Genomic DNA, 20,446 nt, shown 5'->3' with positions numbered 1-20,446 from the left:
CTGACCCTCTCAGGCCGTCAGCGCCAGCCCTGCACCGCCAAGGGCGGCGACGATCACCACAACCCAAGGCGGCGTCTTCCACGCCATGAGCAGGACGAAACAGACCAGCGCCAGGGTGAAGTCCCGCATATCTCCGATAGCGCTGGTGAAGACCGGCGAATAGAGCGCGGCGCCGAGGATGCCGACGACGGCGGCGTTCGCGCCCTGCATCGCGGATTGCGCAGTGGCCATGGCCCGAAACCGGTCCCAGAACGGCAGGACTCCGATCAGGATCAGGAAGCCGGGGAGGAAGACGGCGAGGAGCGCAATGACCGCGCCAGAGATGCCGTTCGGCTCGGGTCCCAGCACGGCGCCGAGATAGGCGGCGAAGGTGAAGAGCGGCCCCGGTACCGCCTGCGCCGCGCCGTAGCCCGCGAGAAAGGCGTCCGGCGTGACCCAGCCCGGGACGACGACCTCCGCCTGCAGAAGGGGTAGAACGACGTGACCACCGCCGAACACCAGCGCGCCCGCGCGGTAGAAACTGTCGATGACCGCGAGTGTCTGCGAGCCGCCAGCGACAAGCGGCAGCAGGACGAGAAGGGAGGCGAAGGCCGCGAGGGCGATACCCGCCTGTCCGCGGCGGACGGGCATCGTGACGTGGCCCCCGACCGGCTTTTCTGTCCCCCGGCCGAGGATCAGCCCCGCGAGGGCGCCAAGGACGATAGCGCCCACCATCCCGAATGCGCCGGGGACGAGGGCAAGTACGGCAACGGCGCCGACCGCGATGCTGGCGCGCTCACGGTCGGGGCACAGGTTCCTGGCCATGCCCCACACCGCCTGCGCCACGATGGCGACGGCGACGATCTTGAGCCCATGCAGGGCGCCGGTGCCGATCGGACCCGAGACGGTCGCGGCCGTCATCGCGAAGGCCAGAAGGATGAGAGCCGAGGGAAGCGTGAACGCGGTGAAGGCCGCGAGCGCACCCAGCCAGCCGGCCCGCATCAACCCCAGCGCAAAACCGACCTGGCTCGAAGCTGGCCCGGGGAGGAATTGGCAAAGGGCAACAAGATCCGCATAGGCGTGATCCGAAAGCCAGCCGCGCCGCGTGACCAGTTCGTCGCGGAAGTAACCCAGATGTGCGATAGGGCCACCGAACGATGTCAGGCCGAGTTTCAGGAAGGTCCCAAAGACTTCTCCCGGAGTTCCTCGGGATGGCTTATCGTCGGCAGTGTCTGTGCTATCGCTCATTGCGTTCCTGCCTCGCCCTTGAGTTCCATGAGTCGGACCCGCGCGACCGCCAGCCCTTCGTGCCCCTTGTCGGTGATCGTGTAGAACTTGCGGGATGTGCGTCCCTCGCGCTTTGTGGTGCTGGTCAGGTAGCCGTCGCGCTCCATCTTCGAAAGCATCGGATAGAGGGTTCCGGGCGACAGTCGGTAGCCGTGCCGCGCCAACTCGTCGATCATCCACTGGCCGTAGACCGGGTGCTGCGCTGCATGGTGCAGGATGTGCAGCCGCACCAGGCCGGACAGCAGATCATGATGGTCCATGCGCTCGGGAAAAATGTCTCTATCTGCTTTCGTTATCGGTATTCGATAAACTACCTCCTATTTCTGGCGTCAATCCCCGCAACGCCGGAGCGCAGAGTTTCATGGACATCCTGTTCGTCGCGCTTGTCCCTTTCCTGGCCTCGGAACCCACGCTCTTTTCTGGCTTCGGCCTCAGCACGATCCTGACGTTGGCCTTTGCCCTTCCAATGCCAGTCGAAATGGTCGTCGGCGCCTCGGCATTGGTTCAGATGGCCAATAACCTGTCCAAGCTGGCTCTGGTGGGGGGCGGGCCGATGCTCGGGTAGAGATATGGGGTGGATGCCGCTCTCCCCTGACGGCATCACGATGCGCGAAAACTCGTGGTGTCAAAGCACAAGCTGAAGGAGAAGGCATCCAGCCCAATCCTCGGTTCCGTGCATGTTGGTCGGCCGCATATCCGCGATGTCCAGGATTCGGCCGACCAATGCTTCGGAGCAAATCGTGCGCCCCATGGCTTGAGAGGATTACCGGGTCAAATAGGTGATGCCATTCGGGCCAGCGCCGACGGTGTGGGTCGCAACGACTTCGTTGCTGGCGGTGTCGATCACCGAAAGCGTGCCGTCGTTGACGTTGGTCACGAAGGCCAGCGCGCCATCCGTGCTGATGGAAACGCCGTGGGCTCCCATGCCCGCCTTCACCGTGGCGATGACGGCATTGCTTGCCACGTCGATCACCGAAACCTCATCGCTCGGGGCGGTTTCGGTGCCTTGGTTGGCAACGAACACCCTGCCTCCATCCGGTGTGGCGAAAAGCTGGATCGGGCCGTCGCCGACCGGGATGCGGGCGGTGGCTTCGCGGGTGGCAAGGTCGATCACCGCCACCGCATCCTCGTCGCGCAGCGAGACATAGGCGCGGCTGCCGTCGGGCAGGAAGGCCACCTGAACCGGCGCCGCACCCACGGGAATGCGCGCGACCTCGGCCAGCATTTCGGTATCGAACAGCGAGACCGAGCCGCCCTCGACGTTCGCCACCAGCAGGTGCCGCCCGTCCGGTGACAGCCGCAGCCCATGCGGATAGTCGCCGGCCGGAATGCTCGTGACCTTGCGCGAGGCAAGATCGACGACCGAGATCGTGTCGTCTTCCGCGTTGGTGACGAAGGCGCGGCCTCCCTCGCGGTCGGTCACGAGATGGGCGGGATGGTTGCCGACCTCGATTTCCACCGGGGCGGCATCCAGCGCCAGCGGATCGAGCACGAGGAGCCGGCCGGCCATGCCGGTGTCACCGTGGTCGCCAGAATTGCCGTCGCCATGACCGGCCATGGCCGGTGAACCCACCAGCAGCAACTGCTTCATGTCCGGCGTGACCTGCACGTTGTGGGGCGTGACCGACAGCGGCACGGTTGTCACCTCTCCGGTCGCCAGATCGACGCGGCTGACCGAATTGCCATGCTCGTCGGCCGTGAAGACCAGGCCGTTCGTTGCGGCGGCCTGCTGCGCCAGCGCCATGCCCGGCACGCCAAGAAGGGCGGTCAGCGCCAGGGCAGCCAGGCCCCGGCGGGATCTGGTCGCGAGCATCGCGGATGCAGCGGGGAAAGAGGCGTGAAATGTCATGTCGGGTTTTCCTCTGGATGTTACGAAGTCAGGACCGGGCGTGGCAATCGCCGGGCCGGATGCGTGGAGATTCTGGAATGAGACTCAGGCGGCGGCGTAGCTGCTGAACACCGTGGTTCTGCCGTCGCGGTGGATCAGGTGGACGTCATAGGCGTCGCGCTCGGTGTCGGGCCCCATGCCCGGCGATCCCCAGGGCATTCCGGGCACGGCGAGGCCAACGGCATCGGGGCGCTCATCAAGCAGGCGGCGAATGTCGGCCACCGGGACATGGCCCTCGATCAGATAGCCCTCGACCCGCGCCGTGTGGCAGGAGGCCATCGCTTCGGGGATGCCGTTTTCCATCTTGAAGCGCATCAGGGCCGCCCCGTCGGCAAGTTCGGTCGTCACCTCGAACCCCTCGGCCGCGACGACCTCGATCCAGGCGGTGCAGCAGCCGCAGTTCGGGTCCTTCAGCACATGGAGCGCCGGTCCGGTGTCCTGCGCCGCCGCCGGCAGGGCGCCGGCGGCCAGCATCGCCGCCCCGGCGATCAAAGCGGCGCGGCGTGAGAATGTGTGTCGGGTCATTGTCTTTCCTTTCGATTTGCAATGGTCATTTCAGAGTTTCACCCTCCTGAGCCGTAGCGCGTTGGTGATGTCCGAGACGGAAGACAGGCTCATCGCGGCCGCCGCGATCATCGGCGACAGCAAGAGGCCGGTGACGGGGTAGAGCAACCCGGCCGCAATCGGTATGCCATGGCCCGCGATCGGATCGGTCGTGGACATGGCGTTCTCCTTTCGCGGTCTGCGCCGCGTGAAGGCCGTTACGCGGGCCTCCGCTTGAATGTGCTCATTCCAAGTACTGGAAGATCACGCACGGATTGTTGCTGCGCGCACAATCAGATGTCTGCAACGGCCTTGGTCAGCAGGTCGCGCATCTGACCGGCGACTGCATGCAAGAGAGGATTGTCGATGACCTGCATCGAGGCCGCCGGGTCGATCGCGCTGACCTCCACCCCGCCTGTCACCTCGCGCAGGATCACGTTGCAGGGTGGCATATCCACATCCAGCTTCTTCTTCTTCGCCTTGATGTCGATTCCGGTCAGAACGCCAAAGCCATGTGCGGACAGCGCTGCGCGGGTGTGGGCGTCGACGGCGTCAAAGTCCGCTTCCGTTATCAGACGGTTGATCGTGTAATCCATTGGCTTACCTTTCGCCTACTTGCGCAGGTATTTGACAAGCGCCGCAATGGCGAGACCGGCAAGCACAAGGATGACGATCATCCAGAGCCAGCCGAAGCCCATTCCGAAACCCATACCATAGCCGTTCATCATCAAAGCCTCCTGATCTGTGATGGGATTGTCCCCGCCAACCGGTGCAAGGCCCGATTGGCGAGGGAAAGGCGCCTGTCAGTTGTTGCCCATCATGCCCTGACCCATGCCCTGCATGGCACCCCGCTGCCCGTCCATGTGGCCTTGCATCATCGCGGCCATGGTAGCCATTTCGCCTTCCGTTACCTGCGCGTCGCCGTCGGCGTCGTGCAACTGGAAGGCACGCACGGTCATCGGCCGGGTATGGGCCGCGTGCATTGCCGCAAACTCATCCAGCGACAGCGTGCCGTTGGTGTCGGTGTCATAGGTCTTGATCTCGGCCTGAATACCGGCCGTCATTTCCTCGGAGCTGAGCGTGCCATCCTTGTTGGTGTCGAATGTCGCCATGGCGTAGCTTTGAGCACCGCCCATCATCCCCATGCCGCCGCCCATCTTGCCGCCATGGTGGCCCATCATGCTCATGCCGCCATCCATCATGCCACCAAGCTGCATCTGGCCCTGCTGGGCGACGACAGGCACCGCGACAGCGGCAATGCCAAGGGCGGCAACGGCTGCAAGGGCGAATTTTGTCGAGCTTTTCATTCCGTCTCTCCTGGATTGGATTGTGATGGGTCCAATCTGGGGGGCAGATGTCCCACAGGTTTGTCAGGTCGGCGGGTGTTTTGTATCAATCTGTCGCAAGCGGCGGCGCAGAGAGAGGTTTGCGACAATCTTCTACCCGAAGCGCCCTCAGGATCAGCTAGGGTTCAGATCAGGAGACACGATGATGACCAGCCCGCCGCACATCCTGATCGTCGATGATCACCGCGAGATCCGCGACGCGCTGGTGAAGTATCTGGCAAGGAACGGCATGCGCGCGACTTCTGCCGCTGACGCCGTGGCGATGGATGCGGCGATGAAGGTGGGTCAGTTCGATCTGATCGTGCTGGATGTGATGATGCCGGGCGAAGATGGCCTGTCGGTCTGCCGACGCCTTCGCGCACAAGGCGGCATCCCGATCCTGATGCTGACCGCTTTGGGCGATGAAACCGACCGCATCGTGGGGCTGGAGGTCGGCGCCGATGATTATCTGCCCAAACCGTTCAACCCGCGCGAGTTGCTGGCCCGGATCAAGGCGATCTTGCGCCGATCCGATCGGGCGGAAGTGGTGGGCGGCAGCCTTGCCGGGCACAGGTTGGCATTCGACCGTTGGGTATTGGATACCGACCGCCGAACCCTCACCGAAGCCGATGGCGACGAAGTTTCGCTGACGACCGCCGAATTCCGCCTGCTGACGGTGTTCCTCGAACGGCCGCGCTTCGTGCTCAGCCGCGAACAACTGCTGGATCTGACCTCGGGCCGCGCAGCGCAAGTGTTTGACCGCACCATCGACAACCAGATCAGCCGCCTGCGCCGCAAGATCGAGGCCGATCCCGCCAAGCCTGCGCTGATTGCTACGGTCTGGGGTGGCGGGTACAGCCTTGCTGCCGATGTGAGGGAGATACCGTGAACCCGCGCTCCCCTTTCCTGCGCAGGCTGTCTCCTCAATCCCTGGGAGGACAGTTGCTGGTCATGCTGCTTTTGGCGCTGGCCGTCACGCAGGGGCTTGGCCTTTTGCTGCTGACAGATGAGCGGAACCGCGCGGTCCGGGCTGCCTTGGGGCTGGAGGCCGCAGGGCGCGCAGCGAATGTGGTCTTGCTTCTGGACAGTGCCCCACCCGATCTGCGCCCGTCCATCCTGCGGGCGGCAGACTCGCCTCTGGTCAGGTTCGAGGTGGGACCAGAACCTGAAGCGTCCCGCGACAGCGCCGAGGCGGACCTGGTTCTCAGCCAGATCCGGCAGATCCTTGGCGAGCCGGACCGGGAAGTCCGCGCCGATGTTCATGCACTTTCCGTCGCTCCCCTGCCGATGCCGGATACAATGCCCGCCGCCATGCGCCCAATGCACGAGGCGATGATGGCCGGACACACCGACCCCATCGAACTGACGCTGTCGATCCGTCTCGCTGCGGGCGATTGGCTGAACGTGCGCACGATGTTTCATCGCCCCGGCCCGCAGCTTTCGCCGCAAGCCCTGTTGCCGCTGCTGTTGATGGCGGTGGCCGTGGCTCTGGTGGCCTGGTGGACTGCGCAGCGTGTCGTCGGCCCGATGCGCGCCCTCGCCGTCGGCGCCGACCGGCTGGGTCGCGGCCTTGATGCCGATCCGCTGCCGATGAAGGGGCCGTCCGAGGTGCGCGAGACCACACAGGCCTTCAACCGGATGAAAGACCGACTGACCCGCTTCGTGAACGAGCGCGCGCATATGCTTGCTGCCCTGAGCCATGACCTGCGTTCGCCCCTGACCGCGATGCGGCTCCGGATCGAGATGCTTGATGAAACCGAGGACAGCATCCGGCTGAAAGCACTGGTCGAGGAGATGCAGGCCATGGTCGAGGCCACGCTGGAATTCGCGCGCGGGGTCGCGAGGGCGGAACCCGCCACCGAAGTCGACCTCGCCAAGCTGCTGGCCGATCTGGTGGGCGATGTAGGCGGCGACAGGGCCACCCTTGCCCCGTCACAGCCGCTGCTCGCAACCATCCGCCCGCAGACCCTGAACCGCGCGCTGCGCAACCTGATCGACAATGCGGTCCGCTATGGCGGCGTAGCGAAGGTGACGCTGAAGCAAGAACCGGGAATGGCTGTCATTACCATCGCAGACAAGGGTCCCGGATTGCCCAGTGATCAGCTTGAGGCTGTGTTTGAGCCGTTTGTGCGCCTGGAGGGATCACGCAGCCGCGATACGGGGGGCGTTGGTCTGGGCCTCGCAATCGCCCGGTCAATCATTCAGGCTCATGGCGGGACGGTCCTGCTCCGCAATTTGCCAGAAGGAGGACTAGAAGTCGTTGTTCGCTTGCCCGTCGGAGACGTGTGAACAATCTTGACCAGCCTTCCAAAGCCGGTTCCAACCTTGTGCACACGATCTGTTGCGATGTCGCAGCTTATTGAATTTATTACATCTTTTTCAGAGAAGGTTCGACGGCAGTCCCGTTTCCTCCGCCACCCACCCCCACGATTGGTCTCTGATGGCGCCGCGCGCCGCTAACCGCCCGTAACAGGGGCACTTTCCTATCGCCAACCCGTTCCTGCCTCGCGTATTCGGCACCTGTTCCTGGGTATTCAAGCCCTTGCCGCGGCCCGGTCTCCGGCGGCCCGGAAGGAGGTGGAGTTTGCGCGGAACAGGGAGTTTTTCGCGATTAACAGGACAAAACAGGCCCGGATCGCGGAGTCTACCGGCCTATGCGCCAGAGAGTGCCGTCATTTCAGTGGGTTGGAGCGCAGAACGGCAGTTTCCTGTTTTGCCGCGGAACAGGCGATTTAGGCGCCGTATCAGGGCCTGTTCCCTCCTGTTATCGGGCAGTTTCGCAAAATAACAGGTGACTGCAATCTGGCTCGTGAAGGAGGCACGGAGTGCTGCTGATCGCCTCTGCCGCTGCGCCTTGTGCTCAAACGCGCCGGTGATGGTTCTCGGAGGCGATGACCTCGAACATCCGCCGCTGGGCCGCCCAGGACAGGGGCAGATCACTGTCAAGGAACCGGGCGAGGGTCAGGTTTTCCGGTTGCTCTCCCGCCAGGATGGCGCGCTGCAGATCGGGTGCGAGGAAGGCCAGACGGACAAGGCGACGGCGGTGCGAGGTGTCAGGTGCGGCGTCGAGCGTGGGCCTGCCTTGAGTGCCCCGCATGAACATCTGTTGCGCCGAACGCAGGGCCGCTACCAGGACCGGATCTGCCTTGCGCGGGCGCGGTGCTGCCGCCAGAATTTCTGTACGGCCCCTGTGGGTCGAGAGCCGCAGCGGAAGTTCCAGGCGCAGGTGCGTGGGATCGGCAGGATCGACAGCAGCCTGTTCGCCGGTGGCCAATCGGGGCTCAAGTCGGCGTAGAAGCGTGATGGGCAGAACGACCTCGACGCCGTCGCGCAGAACCTCGATCCGCAGAATGCGGGCAAGCGGATCCACGTCCATCCTCATGTCTTCCGGCATCAGACGGCGCAGCGCAGTGGCGAGCGATTCTTCCAGCGCTGGGCCTGAGGCCCGGCGGGGGCCAGTGTCGCCTGCACTGCGCCGCGCGCCCTGCTGCAGCGGCGCCGAGACATAGTAGCGGTAGAGCCGGCCACCCTTGCCATAGGCGAAGGTCGGCGACATCGGATGGCCGTCGGCATCGAAGATCCGACCGGTCAGGGCGGAGCGCGCCACGCTTTCGCGCGCGGACTTGCGCTTGCGGGCATTGCCGTCGAGCCGATGTTGCACGGCGTCGAACAGGGTCGCGTCCACGATGGCGGGATGCAAACCCGGATGGTAGGTGTCGCCATGTCGGATCTCCCCGAGATAGAGACGATTGCGCAGGAGGTGGAACAGTGCGCCCCGGCTGAAGGGCTGGCCTCCGGTCTCTCGGCCCGTGCTGCTGACATGCCGCTTCGAGACGATGCCTTCCCTTTGCAATTGGTGCTCGAGCGCATGGACTGATCCGAGATCGAGATAGCTGGCGAAGATACGTCGCACCAGCGCGGCTTCGGTCTCGTTCACAACGAGTGTGCGGCTCCCGTGGATCGGCCTGTCGTAGCCGATGGGTAAGACTCCCCCCATCCACATGCCCTTGGCCTTGGAGGCGGCGATCTTGTCGCGGATCCGCTCGCCCGTCACCTCGCGTTCGAACCGGGCAAAGGGCAACAGGACATTGAGCGTCAACCGCCCCATGCTCGTTGTGGTATTGAAGGCTTGAGTGACCGAGACAAAGCTGACGCCGTGGCGATCGAAGATCTCGACCATCCGTGCAAAATCCGTCAGCGAGCGGGTCAGTCTGTCGATCTTGTAGACCACAATGATGTCGATGCGCCCGGCCTCGATGTCGGCAAGGAGGCGCCGGAGTGCGGGACGATCCATTGTCCCGCCTGAACAGCCGCCATCGTCGTAAGGCGCGGGCAAGAGCCTCCAGCCCTCGCCGGACTGGCTTTTCACATAGGCGGAGCAGGCTTCGCGCTGCGCATCAAGCGAGTTGAATTCCTGATCCAGACCTTCGTCGGAGCTTTTGCGGGTGTAGACAGCGCAGCGCCTTTGCTCCGGCCGTCTGAACTGCGGTCGCCCGGCATCTGGCTTCATGCCGCCGCCTCGTCGGCGCGCAACCCAAAGAAGCGTGGACCGTTCCAGCGGGTGCCGGTGACGGCGCGGGCCACTGATGACAGGCTCGGGAAGAGCCGCCCGTCCCAGCGGAAACCATCGCTCTCTACGGCCACCTCGATGCGCCGCCCCTGCCAGTCACGGCGCAGGATGGCCCCGATCCCGAGATGCCGGCCCTCGGCCTCGACCGGCCCACGGGCGGCAAGCCGCCGTCGGGTTTCGCGGTCGAGGTCCCCGAACGCTTCGACTTGCAGATGCCAGGCGAGGAGGTGGCGCAGAAGCTCCCGGGATCGCAGTTTCGGTGGCTGGCCGATGCGGTTCTCCCAGATGGCGCGGAGGGCGGGCAGGTCGAGCCCCGCAAGGGCATTGATCTCGGCCTCCGTTACATTCGCCCCAGAGGCTCGCCGCATCATGGAGCCCCCTGGAGCCGGTAGCGCCGCTCTCCGCCGTCCGTCTTCCCGGACACCACAGTGTGGCCCTTCTTCCGTAGCGCGCCGGCAATCGCGCCCCGCACGGAGTGCGCCTGCCAGCCGGTCGCATCCATAAGATCGCTGATCGTAGCGCCGCCGGGCTGGCGGAGACGGATAAGGAGACGGTCGAGCTTCGACTGTGGCAGGGAGTTCGCGACTGCCACTCCGGTCGCAAGGGCGGCCCCGTTCGGCGCCTCGTCCTCAGAAGCTGCTGGCGCGTTCGTCTCGTTTCTTGTCGTCGCCTTGTCCTTGCCTCGGCGTGGAGGCTGGGGCGCTTTCGGCACCGCCGGGATCGCGGCCGTCGTGTCGTCGCTATTGGCCGCATCCTTCGACCGCTCGCTGGGCGGTGTGTCCGGGACAATGGTGTTGTGTTTGCGGGTGGTCATCTTGTTGCCCTTTCGGTTGGCGGGCGAACCTGTCGCCCGTACCGGGGCAAGCCCGGGGATCCGGGCATGATGTCCGCAACGCTCTTCTTGCCGGGCAAGTCCAGTCGCTGGTGTAAGAATTTTTCAACTTCTCGATAGTATTCCATCACATGGTACTGTGACCGGGCAGGATCCGCAGCGCGAGGGCGAGGCTTCATGACGAAGGGCAATGCTTCCAACGCCGGGCGCTTCAGGCCGGGAGCGAGTGGCAATCCGAAGGGGCGACCGACGAAGGCGGTCGACACACAGCCATCGGCCTTCGACGTGATCATCGACCGGATCCTGACGATCACCCGCAACGGGCGGGCGCAGGAGGTGTCGGTGGAGGAAGCGCTCCAGCACCGCACCTATCAGGATGCGATTGCGGGCAAGCGGCTTGCGCAACGCGAGGTTCTGAAATGGATCAAGAAACGGGAGGCCTGGATGGCAGCCAATGTCACAAGGCCGCAGTACTGGCCGTGGGAAACAAAGTATTCGCCCGACCCTGCGAACGCGGACATGGCTTTGCTGATCCTCGGGATTGCCACACGGAATGATGACCCGATCTATGGACCGGACAACGCCTGCGAACGTCTGTTGCTGGAACCTTCCGCGATGACATCGCTGTGCGCGAGAAGCGCGCGTCGCTCCCCATCCGGGAGCGCGGATCGAAACTCGGCTCGGGGGGCGAACGCTGCCACGCCCTTCAGTCGCTCTCCATCCGGGAGCGCGGATCGAAACAGGCGCTCGCCATCCCACACAGCTTCTACCATGAAACTTGGCCCCCGAAACCTGCGTCGGGCCAAAGCCGGAACAGACCGCCCCGCACCAGCGCCCCCGTCTCGCCTGTCTTCACACCCACCCGCCACGACGCCCCCATCGTCCTCTGCGCCGCAAAGGCCAGCATCGCGCCGCCTGCCGCGAGGGCGACGCCCGAAAGGCCGGGAAGGGAAAGGCCCCCTGCGGTCCAGAGGGGATCGACCTTGTGCAGTGCAGGAACGGCGAGCCACAGCAGCGGCCCCGCGAGGGAGAATGCGAAGGCCGCACGGAAGCCTGTCGCCGCCATGCGATCCCACCCGGTCGCCGCCCCGAAGAGCCAGATCGGACGCCCCGACGCCTGCGCCGCCCGCACCCCGCCCACGAAGAACAGGATCAGGTAGACGCCAAGGACAGCCAGCGCCGCCCAACCAGAGCGAAGAAGCATGTCAGGCCTTCTCCGGGTTGTAGGCCAAAAGCCGCAGCGCGTTCAGCGTCACCAGCACGGTCGCCCCGGTATCGGCGAGAATCGCGATCCAGAGCCCGGTGATGCCGAAGACGGACGTTGCGAGGAACACCGCCTTCAGCCCCAGGGCCAGCGCCACGTTCTGCCGGATGTTCGACATGGTGGCGCGGGCCAGCCGGATCTGCGCCGGAACGTCCGTCACCCGGTCGCGCAGGATCGCCGCATCCGCCGTCTCCAGCGCCACATCCGTCCCCGATCCCATCGCCACCCCGACCGAGGCGTGCTTCAGCGCCGGCGCGTCATTGATCCCGTCGCCCACCATCATCACCCCGCCCCGCGCCGCCATCTCGCGGATCGCGGCCAGCTTGTCCCCGGGCAGCATCCCGGCCCGGAATTCGGTGCCGAGGCTGCCTGCGATGGCCGCCGCGGTGCGCGGGTTGTCGCCGGTCAGGATCGTGGGCGTGATCCCCATGGCGCGCAGCTGGCGCACCGCCTCGACCGCATCGGCGCGCGGCACGTCGCGCAAGCCGATCAGGCCAAGCGCCGCCTTGCCCTCGAACAGGACGGCGACAGTCTTGCCTTCCTCCTCCATCACCCTGGTCCGGTGGATTCCCTCGCCCTGAAGCGCGCCCGTCTCCGCGGCGTGGCGAGGGCTCGCGATGGTCAGATCGCGCCCCTCGACCGTCGCCGACACGCCCTTGCCGGTGATGGCCCGGGCGGCAGTGGCAGCGGGCAGGGGGATTCCTTCCGCCCGCCGCAGGATCGCCTGCGCCAGCGGATGGCTGGACCCGCTCTCGACGGCCGCCGCGAGGCGCAGCACCTCCGCCTCGGTCGCGCGGCCGGCGGGCACCACATCCACCACCTCCGGGCGGCCATGGGTGAGCGTGCCGGTCTTGTCGAACGCGACCTGCCGCACAAAGGCCGCCGCCTCGATCACGGCGCCGCCTTTCATGAGGAGCCCCCGCCGCGCCCCCGCCGAGAGGGCCGAGGCGATGGAGGCCGGGACCGAGATCACCAGCGCGCAAGGGCAACCGATCAGGAGCAGCGTCAGCCCGCGATAGATCCAGGTGTCCCAGTCCGCCCCCATGGCCAAGGGCGGGATCAGGATCACGGCCACGGACAGCGCGACGATCAGCGGCATGTACCAGCGGCTGAAGCGGTCGATGAAGCGTTCGGTCGGGGCGCGCGCCTCCTCGGCCTCCTCCACCAGCCGGATGATGCGGGCGATGGTGTTGTCCTCGGCCGCCTTGGTCACGCGGATGCGCAGGGCGGCCTCGGTATTGATCGAGCCGGCAAGGACCGCCTCGCCAGGGCCGCGCGTCTTGGGCAGGCTTTCGCCGGTGACGGGGCTTTCATCCACGCCGCTCGTTCCCTCGACGATCTCGCCATCCGCCGGAATGCGGTCGCCGGGGCGGGCAAGGACCGTCTGGCCGATGACCAGGCTGGCCGCAGGGACCTCGCGCGTGGCCGCGCCCTCGACCAGCAGCGCGGTCCTGGGGACGAGGTTCGCCAGCGCACGGATGCCGTCCCGGGCCTGGTTGGCGGCCACCCCCTCCAGCACTTCGCCCACGGCGAAGAGGAAGACGACCAGCGCCGCCTCCTCGACCGCGCCGATGAACAGGGCGCCCACAGCGGCGATGGTCATCAGGCTTTCGATGGTGAAAGGCTGGCCCATCCGCAGCGCCGCGAATGCCCGTTGCGCGACCGGAGCGACGCCGATCACGCAGGCGGCGGCGAAGGCCCGATATCCGAGCTCGTGGCCGGCGGTCAGATCCACAGCCCAGGCCGCCGCCAGCAAGAGTCCGGTGACGAGGACCAGCCGACCCTTGGCCGTCCGGAACCAGCGCCTGCCCCGGTCGGCGGGGGCGTCGTGGAGATGGCCACCGCTGCCATGACCGGCATCGGCCCCCGCGGCAGCGGCATGGTCGCCGTCGCCCGGCTCATGGCCAGGGTCAAGCTCGGTCCCGCCCGCATGGAGATGCCCTGGCCCGTGGTCGGGCGGCGTCTTCGCCTCGGGCAGCACGAAGCCCTTCTGCTTCGGCGCCGCCGTGCCCTTCGGCGCGATGCCATAGCCAAGCGCCCTGACCGTCGCCTCGATCCTTTCCCTCGGCGTGGTGTCGGGTGCGAGGGTCAACGAAAGCTTCTCGGCCATCAGCGCGACCGACACCTCGCTCACCCCCGGCATCCGCTCCACCGCCCGCGCCACCTTCGCCACGCAAGAGGCGCAGTCCATGCCGCTGACATTCCATTCGAGCCGCTCTGCCATTTGCTGCGCCTTCCCTCACCTTGTCCGAATCGGGTCAGCCTCCTACCTAATTTCTCTAGCGGCTATAGCTTCAAGGACATTCGCATGCTGAGCATCGGGAAGTTGGGACAGGCCACGGGCGTGAAGGTCCCGACCATCCGCTACTACGAACAGATCGGCCTTCTGCCCGAAGCGGGGCGCAGCGCGGGCAACCAGCGCCTCTATGGCCGCGAAACGCTCGACCGCCTCGCCTTCATCCGCCATGCCCGCGAACTCGGCTTCCCGCTCGAGGCGATACGCGACCTCCTCAGCCTGTCGGACCGGCCCGACCGGCCCTGCGCCGCGGTGGACGACATCGCCAGGGCGCAACTGAAGGCCGTGCAGGCCCGGATCGGCAGGCTGAAGGCGCTGGAGGCCGAACTGCACCGCATGATCGACCAGTGCGCCTGCGGCACGATCAGGGACTGCCGGGTGATCGAGACGCTGGGCGACCACGCGCTTTGCGCCCATGACCACGGGCCGGCATGACAACCCTTCCGATTCTGGCCTCCACGCCCTGACGGCCTTGGCCCGGATTGCGCGGTCCGGGCCCGGATGCGCCTTGGCTTGGGGCCGCAAGGGGCGCTCGCCGCAAGCCTTGAATACTATAGCTGCGGCTGGTCGCGCCGCATTCCGTCACGCCGTTCTTGAAGCGGCAGCAGGCCGGCGCCGGGGCGATCGCCGAGGCGGCCTCCGCCGACCAGCAGGCGCGGGCGGTCGCCTTTCTCCGAGTTTGGCCATGTCGCCGATGGCGCGGATCGCGGCCATGTCGAACGGAGCGGAAATGCCGCGCCCGTTGCAGGCGATGCCGGGCGCGGGCCCGATTACCGCGCCGGCGGCGTGACATCCGTCGATTGCCGGTCATCGACGCCACCGAAAGCCGGCGGAAAATCGCATTGCCTGACAATGCCCTGGCGGACGTTCTTCCTTGCCGCACGGGTCAGGCGGATCCGCGAAGCTTTCGCCTGAGCTGCCAGGCGCTCGCTTCAAAAGCCGCCCCGGACCGAGGGGTCACGCGGGCAGGAAAGGCTGCCCTGGCCTCTCACCCCGCCTTGACCCGCAGCCGCCAGGCATGGAGCAGGGGCTCGGTATATCCCGAAGGCTGTTCCCGGCCCTTGAAGACCAGCTCGCAGGCCGCCTGGAAGGCCGCGCCCTGGAACCCCGGCGCCATGGGAACGTACAGCGGATCCGCCGCGTTCTGCCGGTCCACCACGGCGGCCATCTTCTGCATCGCCGCCATGACCTCGCCTTCCGAGACCACCCCGTGATGCAGCCAGTTCGCGACATGCTGGGCCGAGATCCGGCAGGTCGCCCGGTCCTCCATCAGCCCGACATCGTTCACATCCGGCACCTTCGAGCAGCCGACCCCCTGGTCGATCCAGCGCACCACATAGCCCAGGATCCCCTGGGCGTTGTTCTCGACCTCCCGCTGCACCTGGGCGCGGGTCCAGCCCTGGAAGGTGGCAAGCGGAATCTCCAGGATCCCGTCCACCTGCGCCCTGCGGCCCCCCTTCGCCAGCCGCGCCTGCACCGCGAAGACGTCGACCTTGTGATAGTGCAGCGCATGCAGCGTCGCCGCCGTGGGCGAGGGGACCCAGGCCGTGTTCGCCCCGGCGCGGGGATGGGCGATCTTCTCGTCCAGCATCGCCGCCATCAGGTCGGGCATCGCCCACATCCCCTTGCCGATCTGCGCCTTGCCCGACAGCCCGCATTCCAGCCCGATATCGACGTTCAGGTTCTCGTAGGCCGTGATCCAGGACTTCCGCTTGATGAAATCCTTCCGGCTGAACGCCCCGGCCTCCATACTCGTATGAATCTCGTCCCCGGTCCGGTCGAGGAAGCCGGTGTTGATGAACGCCACCCGCCCCTTGGCGGCCCGGATGCATTCCTTGAGGTTCACGGAGGTCCGCCGCTCCTCGTCCATGATCCCCAGCTTCACCGTGTTGGCCGGCAGGCCCAGCACCGCCTCGACCCGCGCCATCACCGCATCGGCGAAGGCGACCTCCTCCGGCCCGTGCATCTTCGGCTTCACCACATAAACCGACCCCAGGACCGAGTTTCGCATTCCCTCGGTCTTCTTCAGGTCATGCAGCGCGATCGCCACCGTCACCATCGCGTCCATCAGCCCCTCGGGCACTTCCGAGCCGTCGGGCAGCAGGATCGCCGGGTTGGTCATCAGGTGGCCGACGTTGCGCACCCACATCAGCGCGCGGCCCTTCAGGGTGAAGGGGCTGCCGTTCGGGTCCAGATATTCCCGGTCCGCCGCCAGCCGCCGCTCGACCTGGCGACCAGCCTTCTCGAACGCCTCCGCGAGGTTGCCCTGCATCAGCCCCAGCCAGTTGCGATAGGCGCCGACCTTGTCCCCGGCATCGACGCAGGCGACCGAATCCTCGCAGTCCATGATCGCGGTCATCGCGCTTTCCAGCTGCACGTCGGCCAGCAGCGCCTGGTCGCGCGAGCCGATGAAATGCGCCCGGTCGAAGACCAGCTCGACATGCAGGCCGTTGTTGCGCAGAAGAACCGAGTCCGGCGCCTTCGGATTGCCGCGGTAGCCCGCGAATTTCCCGGGCTGGACCAGCGGCAGGTCGTCGACCAGAAGCGCGCCGTCCTTCACCACATAGCGGCGCACGTCGGCATGGCTGGTCCCGGCGATCGGGAAAGCCTCGTCCAGGAAGACCCGCGCGCGCGCCACCACCCGCGCGCCGCGGCCGCGGTCATAGCCGCCGGCGGGCGGGGTGGAACCCATGGCGTCGGTGCCGTAGAGGCAGTCGTACAGGCTGCCCCAGCGGGCATTGGCGGCGTTCAGCGCATAGCGGGCATTGGTGATCGGCACAACCAGCTGCGGTCCGGGGACGCGGGCGATCTCGGGGTCGACATTGGCGGTCTCGATGGCGAAGGCCGGGCCTTCCGGCAGAAGATAGCCGATCTCGCCCAGGAAGCTGCGGTAGGCCAGGTGGTCATGCGGCTTGCCGCGCCGCGCGACATGCCAGGCGTCGATCTGCGCCTGCAGCGCCTCGCGCCGGGCCAGCAGCGCGCGGTTCTGCGGCGCGAACTCCTGCAGCAGGCCGGCAAACCCGTCCCAGAAGGCGGCGGGCGCGATCCCGGTGCCCGGCAGGGCCTCGTCCTCGACGAAGCCGGCGAGTTGTCCGTCGACCTTCAGCCCCGACCGCTCGACCCGTGCCATCCTCGTCCCTCCGCTGGAATTCAGGCTTCAGGATACCGGCCGGGGGCGGGGCGGGGCAAGGACGGCGGCGGCGGGGATTATGTGGCAAAGGCGAAAAGCACCTGTCTGAATCGGCAGCGAATAAACTTAGCCAAGTGACGAACTGTCGGTTGCGCGAGGGGTGGCCCCGTGTTACTTAGTGACATGGCTAAGCATGATCCCGACCTGTCGCTTCTGTTCCACGCGCTGTCCGACCCCACGCGGCGGATGATGCTGTCCCGCCTGGCACGCGGCCCGGCGGCGGTAAGCGCGCTTGCCGGCCCCACCGGGCTGCGGCTGCCGACGATCATGCGCCATCTCGCCGTGCTGGAAGAGGCGGGGCTGGTCGCGACGCAGAAGGATGGCCGCGTGCGGTCCTGCGCGCTGGTCCCCGAGGCGCTGGCTCCGGTGCGCGACTGGCTGGAGGAGCAGCGCGCGATCTGGGAGGCGCGGCTCGACCGGCTGGACGATTATGTGATGACCCTGATGCAGGAGCGCGCGACATGACCCCCGATCTGGACCCCGCCACCGACCTGAGCTTCACCCGCACCCTTGCGGTGCCACGCCAACTGGTCTGGGAATGCTGGACCGACCCGAAGCACATCCCGCATTTCTTCGTGCCGAAACCGCACAAGGTGACCGCGGTCGACATCGACCTGCGGGTCGGCGGCCGCTTCAACACGACCTTCGAGGTCGAAGGCAACGCGATGGACAACCACGGCGTCTATCTGGAAGTGGTTCCGCTGGAAAAGCTCGTCTTCACCGATGCCTATACCGAAGGCTGGAAGCCCGCGCCCGAACCCTTCATGACCGCGATCCTGCTTCTCGCAGACGCCCCCGGCGGCGGCACGACCTATACCGCCATCGCCCGGCACCGGAACCCGGACACCCGCAAGGCACATGAGGACATGGGCTTCTTCGACGGCTGGGGCACGGTGGCGACGCAGCTGGAAGATTATGCGAAGGGACTGATGGAATGATCCCCGATCCGATGGGCGGCCGCTTCGCCACATTGGCCTTCGAACGCGAGGTCGACGCGCCGGTGGCGGTGCTTCGGCAGGCCTGGACCGCCCCCGCCGCGCGGGCGGTCTGGTCGGCGCCCTCGCCGGAGGTGACGGTGGAGATCCTGGAATCAGACCCGCGGCCGGGCGGGCGCGAGGTCTCGATCTGCCGCGGGCCCCGGCCGCCGGAGATCCGCTGCGAGAGCGGCTGGCTGGTGCTTGCGCCGGGATGCTGCGTGAACCACGAGGTGATCTCGGCCGAGGGCATCGCCCAGTCCGCCGCATTGGTGACGGCGGAGTTCGCGGCCGGGGGCGCGGGCAGCCGGATCGCGGTGACGGTGCAGCTTTCCTCGCTGGCCGAGGACATGGCGGAAGGCTACCGCCAGGGCTTCGGCGGCGGGCTCGACAACCTGCGCGGGGTGGCCGAGCGGATGATGCTGCTGGAGCGGGTGATCAGGGCGCCGCGCCGGCTGGTCTGGGGCGCCTGGATGAACCCCGAGACCCTGCCGCAATGGTGGGGGCCGGAGGGGTTCTCCTGCCGCACCGCGCGCATCGACCTGCGGGAAGGGGGCGAATGGGTCTTCGACATGATCGGGCCGGACGGGACGGTGTTCCCGAACCACCACCGCTATGGCGCGGTGGTCCCCGAGGCGCGGCTGGACTATGCGCTGCACTGGGGCGAGAACGGGCCGAAACATGCCGATGCCTGGGCGATGTTCGCCGATGAGGGCGGGGCGACGCGGGTGACGCTGGGGATGATCTTCGCGACGGCGCAGGAGTTCCAGCAGGCGAAGGGCTTCGGCGCGGTGGAACTGGGGCTGCAGACGCTGGGCAAGCTTGCGCGCTTTGTCGGTGCAGACTGACGCTGCGGCCGGGCGCGCGGAATTCTGAAGGAGAATTCCGTCACGATTTCCGTTCGGAAATCGGCGGCGCCCGGCAGGGCAAGGCGGCCTGGAGGTCCAGCACCAGTTGCGCGGCCTCGACCCGCCGGGCTGGGACTTTCCGCGCCGGTCGGGGGGCGCTGGCGAAGTCCACCAGCGGCTCGGGATAGCGGTGGCCAAGAAGGCGGCGCGCTTCGGGCCACTTCCAGGGCTCGTGCAGGAAGGCCTCGGGGACGGCGGCCAGCTCGGGAAGCCAGCGCCGGGTGAAGCCGCCCGTCGGGTCCTGCCGCAGGCCCTGTCGCACCGGATTCGGCGCGCGCTGCCCCCCGGGACCGCCCGACAGCGCCAGGATCTGCGGCCAGTGGATCGCGGGCGCGTAATCGGTGAAGCGCCGCGCCAGCTCCTGCCCCGCCGTCTCCGACTCGAGGCCGAGCGGTCCGGTCGCGACCGAAGCCACCATCGCCCGCAGCGGAAAGCTCAGCCAGCCCGTCGCCCGCAGGTAACGCAGGCAGGCGTCGAGGAAGGGCAGGCCGGTTTCGCCCTCTGCCCAGGCCTGCAGGCCCGCGGCCCCGGTCCCATGGTCGCTAAGGCCGGGCCCGTCCTCCGGCCCCCGCAAGAGCCGGTCGCGGGCGGCGAGGTGGCGGCGAAACTCGGCCAGCGCCCCGGTCCAGCGCCCGCCGGGGCGCTCGGCCTGGCGGATGGCCGTGGCCTGCGCCACTTCGCGCCCCGAAAGCGTGCCCCAGGCGAGATGCGGCGAGAGGCGCGAGCAGGCGCGCTCGGCCGCGAGGGGCGAGGCGAGGGCGCTGCGGTAGGGTTCGCCGCGACGGGCGAGGAAGCTGTCGAGGAGGTCGAGCCCCCTTGTTCTGCCGCCAAGCTGGCGGTGCGGGCAGGGATCGGGCGCGAGTTTCAGGGCGCGGGTGCCGGGGACCGCGCCGGGCTCCACGCCCGGGACGGCGCGGGCGGCGGGCAGCGGCAGCGGCTGTGCGGCGGGATCGCCCTCGGCGGCGGGCTGCGGCACCTTTGTCCACTCCATCCCCGCGCCCTGCGCCCAGGCCTCCACCCGGCGGTCGCGGGCCCGGTCGGCGGGGATCCCCGTCTCCTGATGGCTGATGATCCGGGCGATCCGGTGCTGGCGGCAGAGACGGTCCAGCACCTCCACCGCCTCGCCAAGGCGGATCACCAAGGGCAGGCCCAGGCCCGCCATCGCCTCGCGCAGGTCGGCCAGGCTTTCGGCCACGAACTCCCACTGCCGGGCCGAGGCATCGGGCCGGGACCAGAGCGAAGGCTCGGCGATATAGACCGGCAGCACGGGGCCGAGGCCCGCCGCCAGGGTCAGGGCCGGATGGTCGTGCAGCCGCAGGTCGCGTTTCAGCCAGACGAGAACATTCATGGAACATAGATCTAGCGTCGCCGGCGGATTCGTAAAGCACCC

The 20,446-nt window shown here is 67.2% G+C and carries 21 protein-coding genes and 1 pseudogene; 8 read left to right on the top strand and 14 right to left on the bottom strand.

Annotated features, from left to right (window positions below):
* Positions 1-9 precede the first annotated feature (9 nt).
* Together chrA and I7S92_RS12045 are read right to left on the bottom strand one after the other, a co-directional pair.
* Complete coding sequence (chrA, locus tag I7S92_RS12050) at positions 10-1,227, bottom strand: chromate efflux transporter (RefSeq protein ID WP_197644459.1); 1,218 nt, start codon at positions 1,225-1,227, stop codon at positions 10-12.
* Positions 1,224-1,526, bottom strand: coding sequence for a PadR family transcriptional regulator (locus I7S92_RS12045; RefSeq protein ID WP_197644457.1), 303 nt, complete (start codon positions 1,524-1,526; stop codon positions 1,224-1,226). The genes chrA and I7S92_RS12045 overlap by 4 nt, the downstream gene beginning before the upstream one ends.
* A gap of 101 nt (positions 1,527-1,627) precedes the next feature.
* Between I7S92_RS12045 and I7S92_RS12040 the strand changes: the two genes are divergently transcribed.
* Positions 1,628-1,831, top strand: a complete 204-nt coding sequence (locus I7S92_RS12040) for a hypothetical protein (RefSeq protein ID WP_197644454.1) — start codon at positions 1,628-1,630, stop codon at positions 1,829-1,831.
* A 198-nt stretch (positions 1,832-2,029) separates the two neighbouring features.
* On the opposite strand, the gene I7S92_RS12035 is transcribed toward I7S92_RS12040, so the two are convergent.
* The 5 genes from I7S92_RS12035 to I7S92_RS12015 all read right to left on the bottom strand — a co-directional run bounded on the left by I7S92_RS12035 (position 2,030) and on the right by I7S92_RS12015 (position 5,004).
* On the bottom strand, positions 2,030-3,079 hold the full coding sequence (locus I7S92_RS12035; protein WP_197644451.1) for a YncE family protein: 1,050 nt from the start codon (positions 3,077-3,079) through the stop codon (positions 2,030-2,032).
* 120 nt (positions 3,080-3,199) lie between these two features.
* Positions 3,200-3,679, bottom strand: a complete 480-nt coding sequence (locus I7S92_RS12030) for a DUF411 domain-containing protein (RefSeq protein WP_197644448.1) — start codon at positions 3,677-3,679, stop codon at positions 3,200-3,202.
* A 30-nt stretch (positions 3,680-3,709) separates the two neighbouring features.
* Positions 3,710-3,877: a hypothetical protein gene (locus tag I7S92_RS12025; protein WP_197644591.1), complete on the bottom strand. Its 168-nt coding sequence runs from the start codon at positions 3,875-3,877 to the stop codon at positions 3,710-3,712.
* A 113-nt stretch (positions 3,878-3,990) separates the two neighbouring features.
* Complete coding sequence (locus I7S92_RS12020; protein ID WP_197644445.1) at positions 3,991-4,293, bottom strand: DUF302 domain-containing protein; 303 nt, start codon at positions 4,291-4,293, stop codon at positions 3,991-3,993.
* 207 nt (positions 4,294-4,500) lie between these two features.
* Entirely contained in the window at positions 4,501-5,004 is a 504-nt protein-coding gene (locus tag I7S92_RS12015) for an EF-hand domain-containing protein (RefSeq protein WP_197644442.1), read from the bottom strand.
* 181 nt (positions 5,005-5,185) lie between these two features.
* On the opposite strand from I7S92_RS12015, the gene I7S92_RS12010 reads away from it, so the two are divergent.
* Both I7S92_RS12010 and I7S92_RS12005 read left to right on the top strand, forming a co-directional pair.
* Positions 5,186-5,911 (top strand): response regulator, encoded by a 726-nt coding sequence (locus I7S92_RS12010; RefSeq protein ID WP_435532920.1) that lies wholly within the window; start codon positions 5,186-5,188, stop codon positions 5,909-5,911.
* A gap of 62 nt (positions 5,912-5,973) precedes the next feature.
* Entirely contained in the window at positions 5,974-7,311 is a 1,338-nt protein-coding gene (locus tag I7S92_RS12005; protein ID WP_197644579.1) for an ATP-binding protein, read from the top strand.
* A 571-nt stretch (positions 7,312-7,882) separates the two neighbouring features.
* On the opposite strand, the gene I7S92_RS12000 is transcribed toward I7S92_RS12005, so the two are convergent.
* Genes I7S92_RS12000 through I7S92_RS11990 form a run of 3 tightly spaced genes read right to left on the bottom strand, consistent with a single transcriptional unit; the run spans position 7,883 to position 10,406 of the window.
* Complete coding sequence (locus tag I7S92_RS12000; protein WP_197644436.1) at positions 7,883-9,532, bottom strand: recombinase family protein; 1,650 nt, start codon at positions 9,530-9,532, stop codon at positions 7,883-7,885.
* Positions 9,529-9,960 carry a DUF2924 domain-containing protein gene (locus I7S92_RS11995; RefSeq protein ID WP_197644433.1) on the bottom strand — a complete coding sequence of 144 codons (432 nt, stop codon included), beginning with the start codon at positions 9,958-9,960 and terminating at the stop codon, positions 9,529-9,531. The genes I7S92_RS12000 and I7S92_RS11995 overlap by 4 nt, the downstream gene beginning before the upstream one ends.
* On the bottom strand, positions 9,960-10,406 hold the full coding sequence (locus I7S92_RS11990) for a DUF3489 domain-containing protein (protein ID WP_197644429.1): 447 nt from the start codon (positions 10,404-10,406) through the stop codon (positions 9,960-9,962). The genes I7S92_RS11995 and I7S92_RS11990 overlap by 1 nt, the downstream gene beginning before the upstream one ends.
* A 195-nt stretch (positions 10,407-10,601) precedes the next feature.
* On the opposite strand from I7S92_RS11990, the pseudogene I7S92_RS23480 reads away from it, so the two are divergent.
* A pseudogene (locus I7S92_RS23480) lies at positions 10,602-10,850 on the top strand (DUF5681 domain-containing protein); the annotation flags it as partial.
* 340 nt (positions 10,851-11,190) lie between these two features.
* Here I7S92_RS23480 and I7S92_RS11985 read toward each other — a convergent pair.
* Entirely contained in the window at positions 11,191-11,628 is a 438-nt protein-coding gene (locus I7S92_RS11985) for a hypothetical protein (RefSeq protein WP_197644426.1), read from the bottom strand.
* Position 11,629: 1 nt separating this feature from the next.
* Entirely contained in the window at positions 11,630-13,912 is a 2,283-nt protein-coding gene (locus I7S92_RS11980) for a heavy metal translocating P-type ATPase (RefSeq protein WP_197644424.1), read from the bottom strand.
* An 84-nt stretch (positions 13,913-13,996) separates the two neighbouring features.
* Here I7S92_RS11980 and I7S92_RS11975 point away from each other — a divergent pair, with 84 nt between their 5' ends.
* Positions 13,997-14,419, top strand: a complete 423-nt coding sequence (locus tag I7S92_RS11975; protein ID WP_197644421.1) for a MerR family transcriptional regulator — start codon at positions 13,997-13,999, stop codon at positions 14,417-14,419.
* 553 nt (positions 14,420-14,972) lie between these two features.
* On the opposite strand, the gene I7S92_RS11970 is transcribed toward I7S92_RS11975, so the two are convergent.
* Positions 14,973-17,114: a malate synthase G gene (locus I7S92_RS11970; RefSeq protein WP_197644418.1), complete on the bottom strand. Its 2,142-nt coding sequence runs from the start codon at positions 17,112-17,114 to the stop codon at positions 14,973-14,975.
* 183 nt (positions 17,115-17,297) lie between these two features.
* Here I7S92_RS11970 and I7S92_RS11965 point away from each other — a divergent pair, with 183 nt between their 5' ends.
* Genes I7S92_RS11965 through I7S92_RS11955 form a run of 3 tightly spaced genes read left to right on the top strand, consistent with a single transcriptional unit; the run spans position 17,298 to position 18,996 of the window.
* Positions 17,298-17,639, top strand: a complete 342-nt coding sequence (locus tag I7S92_RS11965) for an ArsR/SmtB family transcription factor (protein WP_197644416.1) — start codon at positions 17,298-17,300, stop codon at positions 17,637-17,639.
* A complete protein-coding gene (locus I7S92_RS11960; protein ID WP_197644413.1) occupies positions 17,636-18,112 on the top strand; it encodes an SRPBCC family protein in 477 nt (158 codons plus the stop codon). Before I7S92_RS11965 ends, I7S92_RS11960 begins: the two co-directional genes overlap by 4 nt.
* Positions 18,109-18,996 (top strand): SRPBCC family protein, encoded by an 888-nt coding sequence (locus I7S92_RS11955; RefSeq protein ID WP_242070184.1) that lies wholly within the window; start codon positions 18,109-18,111, stop codon positions 18,994-18,996. Before I7S92_RS11960 ends, I7S92_RS11955 begins: the two co-directional genes overlap by 4 nt.
* A gap of 40 nt (positions 18,997-19,036) precedes the next feature.
* On the opposite strand, the gene I7S92_RS11950 is transcribed toward I7S92_RS11955, so the two are convergent.
* Complete coding sequence (locus tag I7S92_RS11950; protein ID WP_197644411.1) at positions 19,037-20,404, bottom strand: FAD-binding domain-containing protein; 1,368 nt, start codon at positions 20,402-20,404, stop codon at positions 19,037-19,039.
* Positions 20,405-20,446: the final 42 nt, after the last annotated feature.

The sequence above is a fragment of the Tabrizicola soli genome, from assembly GCF_015999335.1.
Lineage (GTDB): Bacteria > Pseudomonadota > Alphaproteobacteria > Rhodobacterales > Rhodobacteraceae > Tabrizicola > Tabrizicola soli.
Note: the sequence above shows the minus strand (reverse complement) of the source record. Positions and strands in the feature narration are given on the sequence as shown.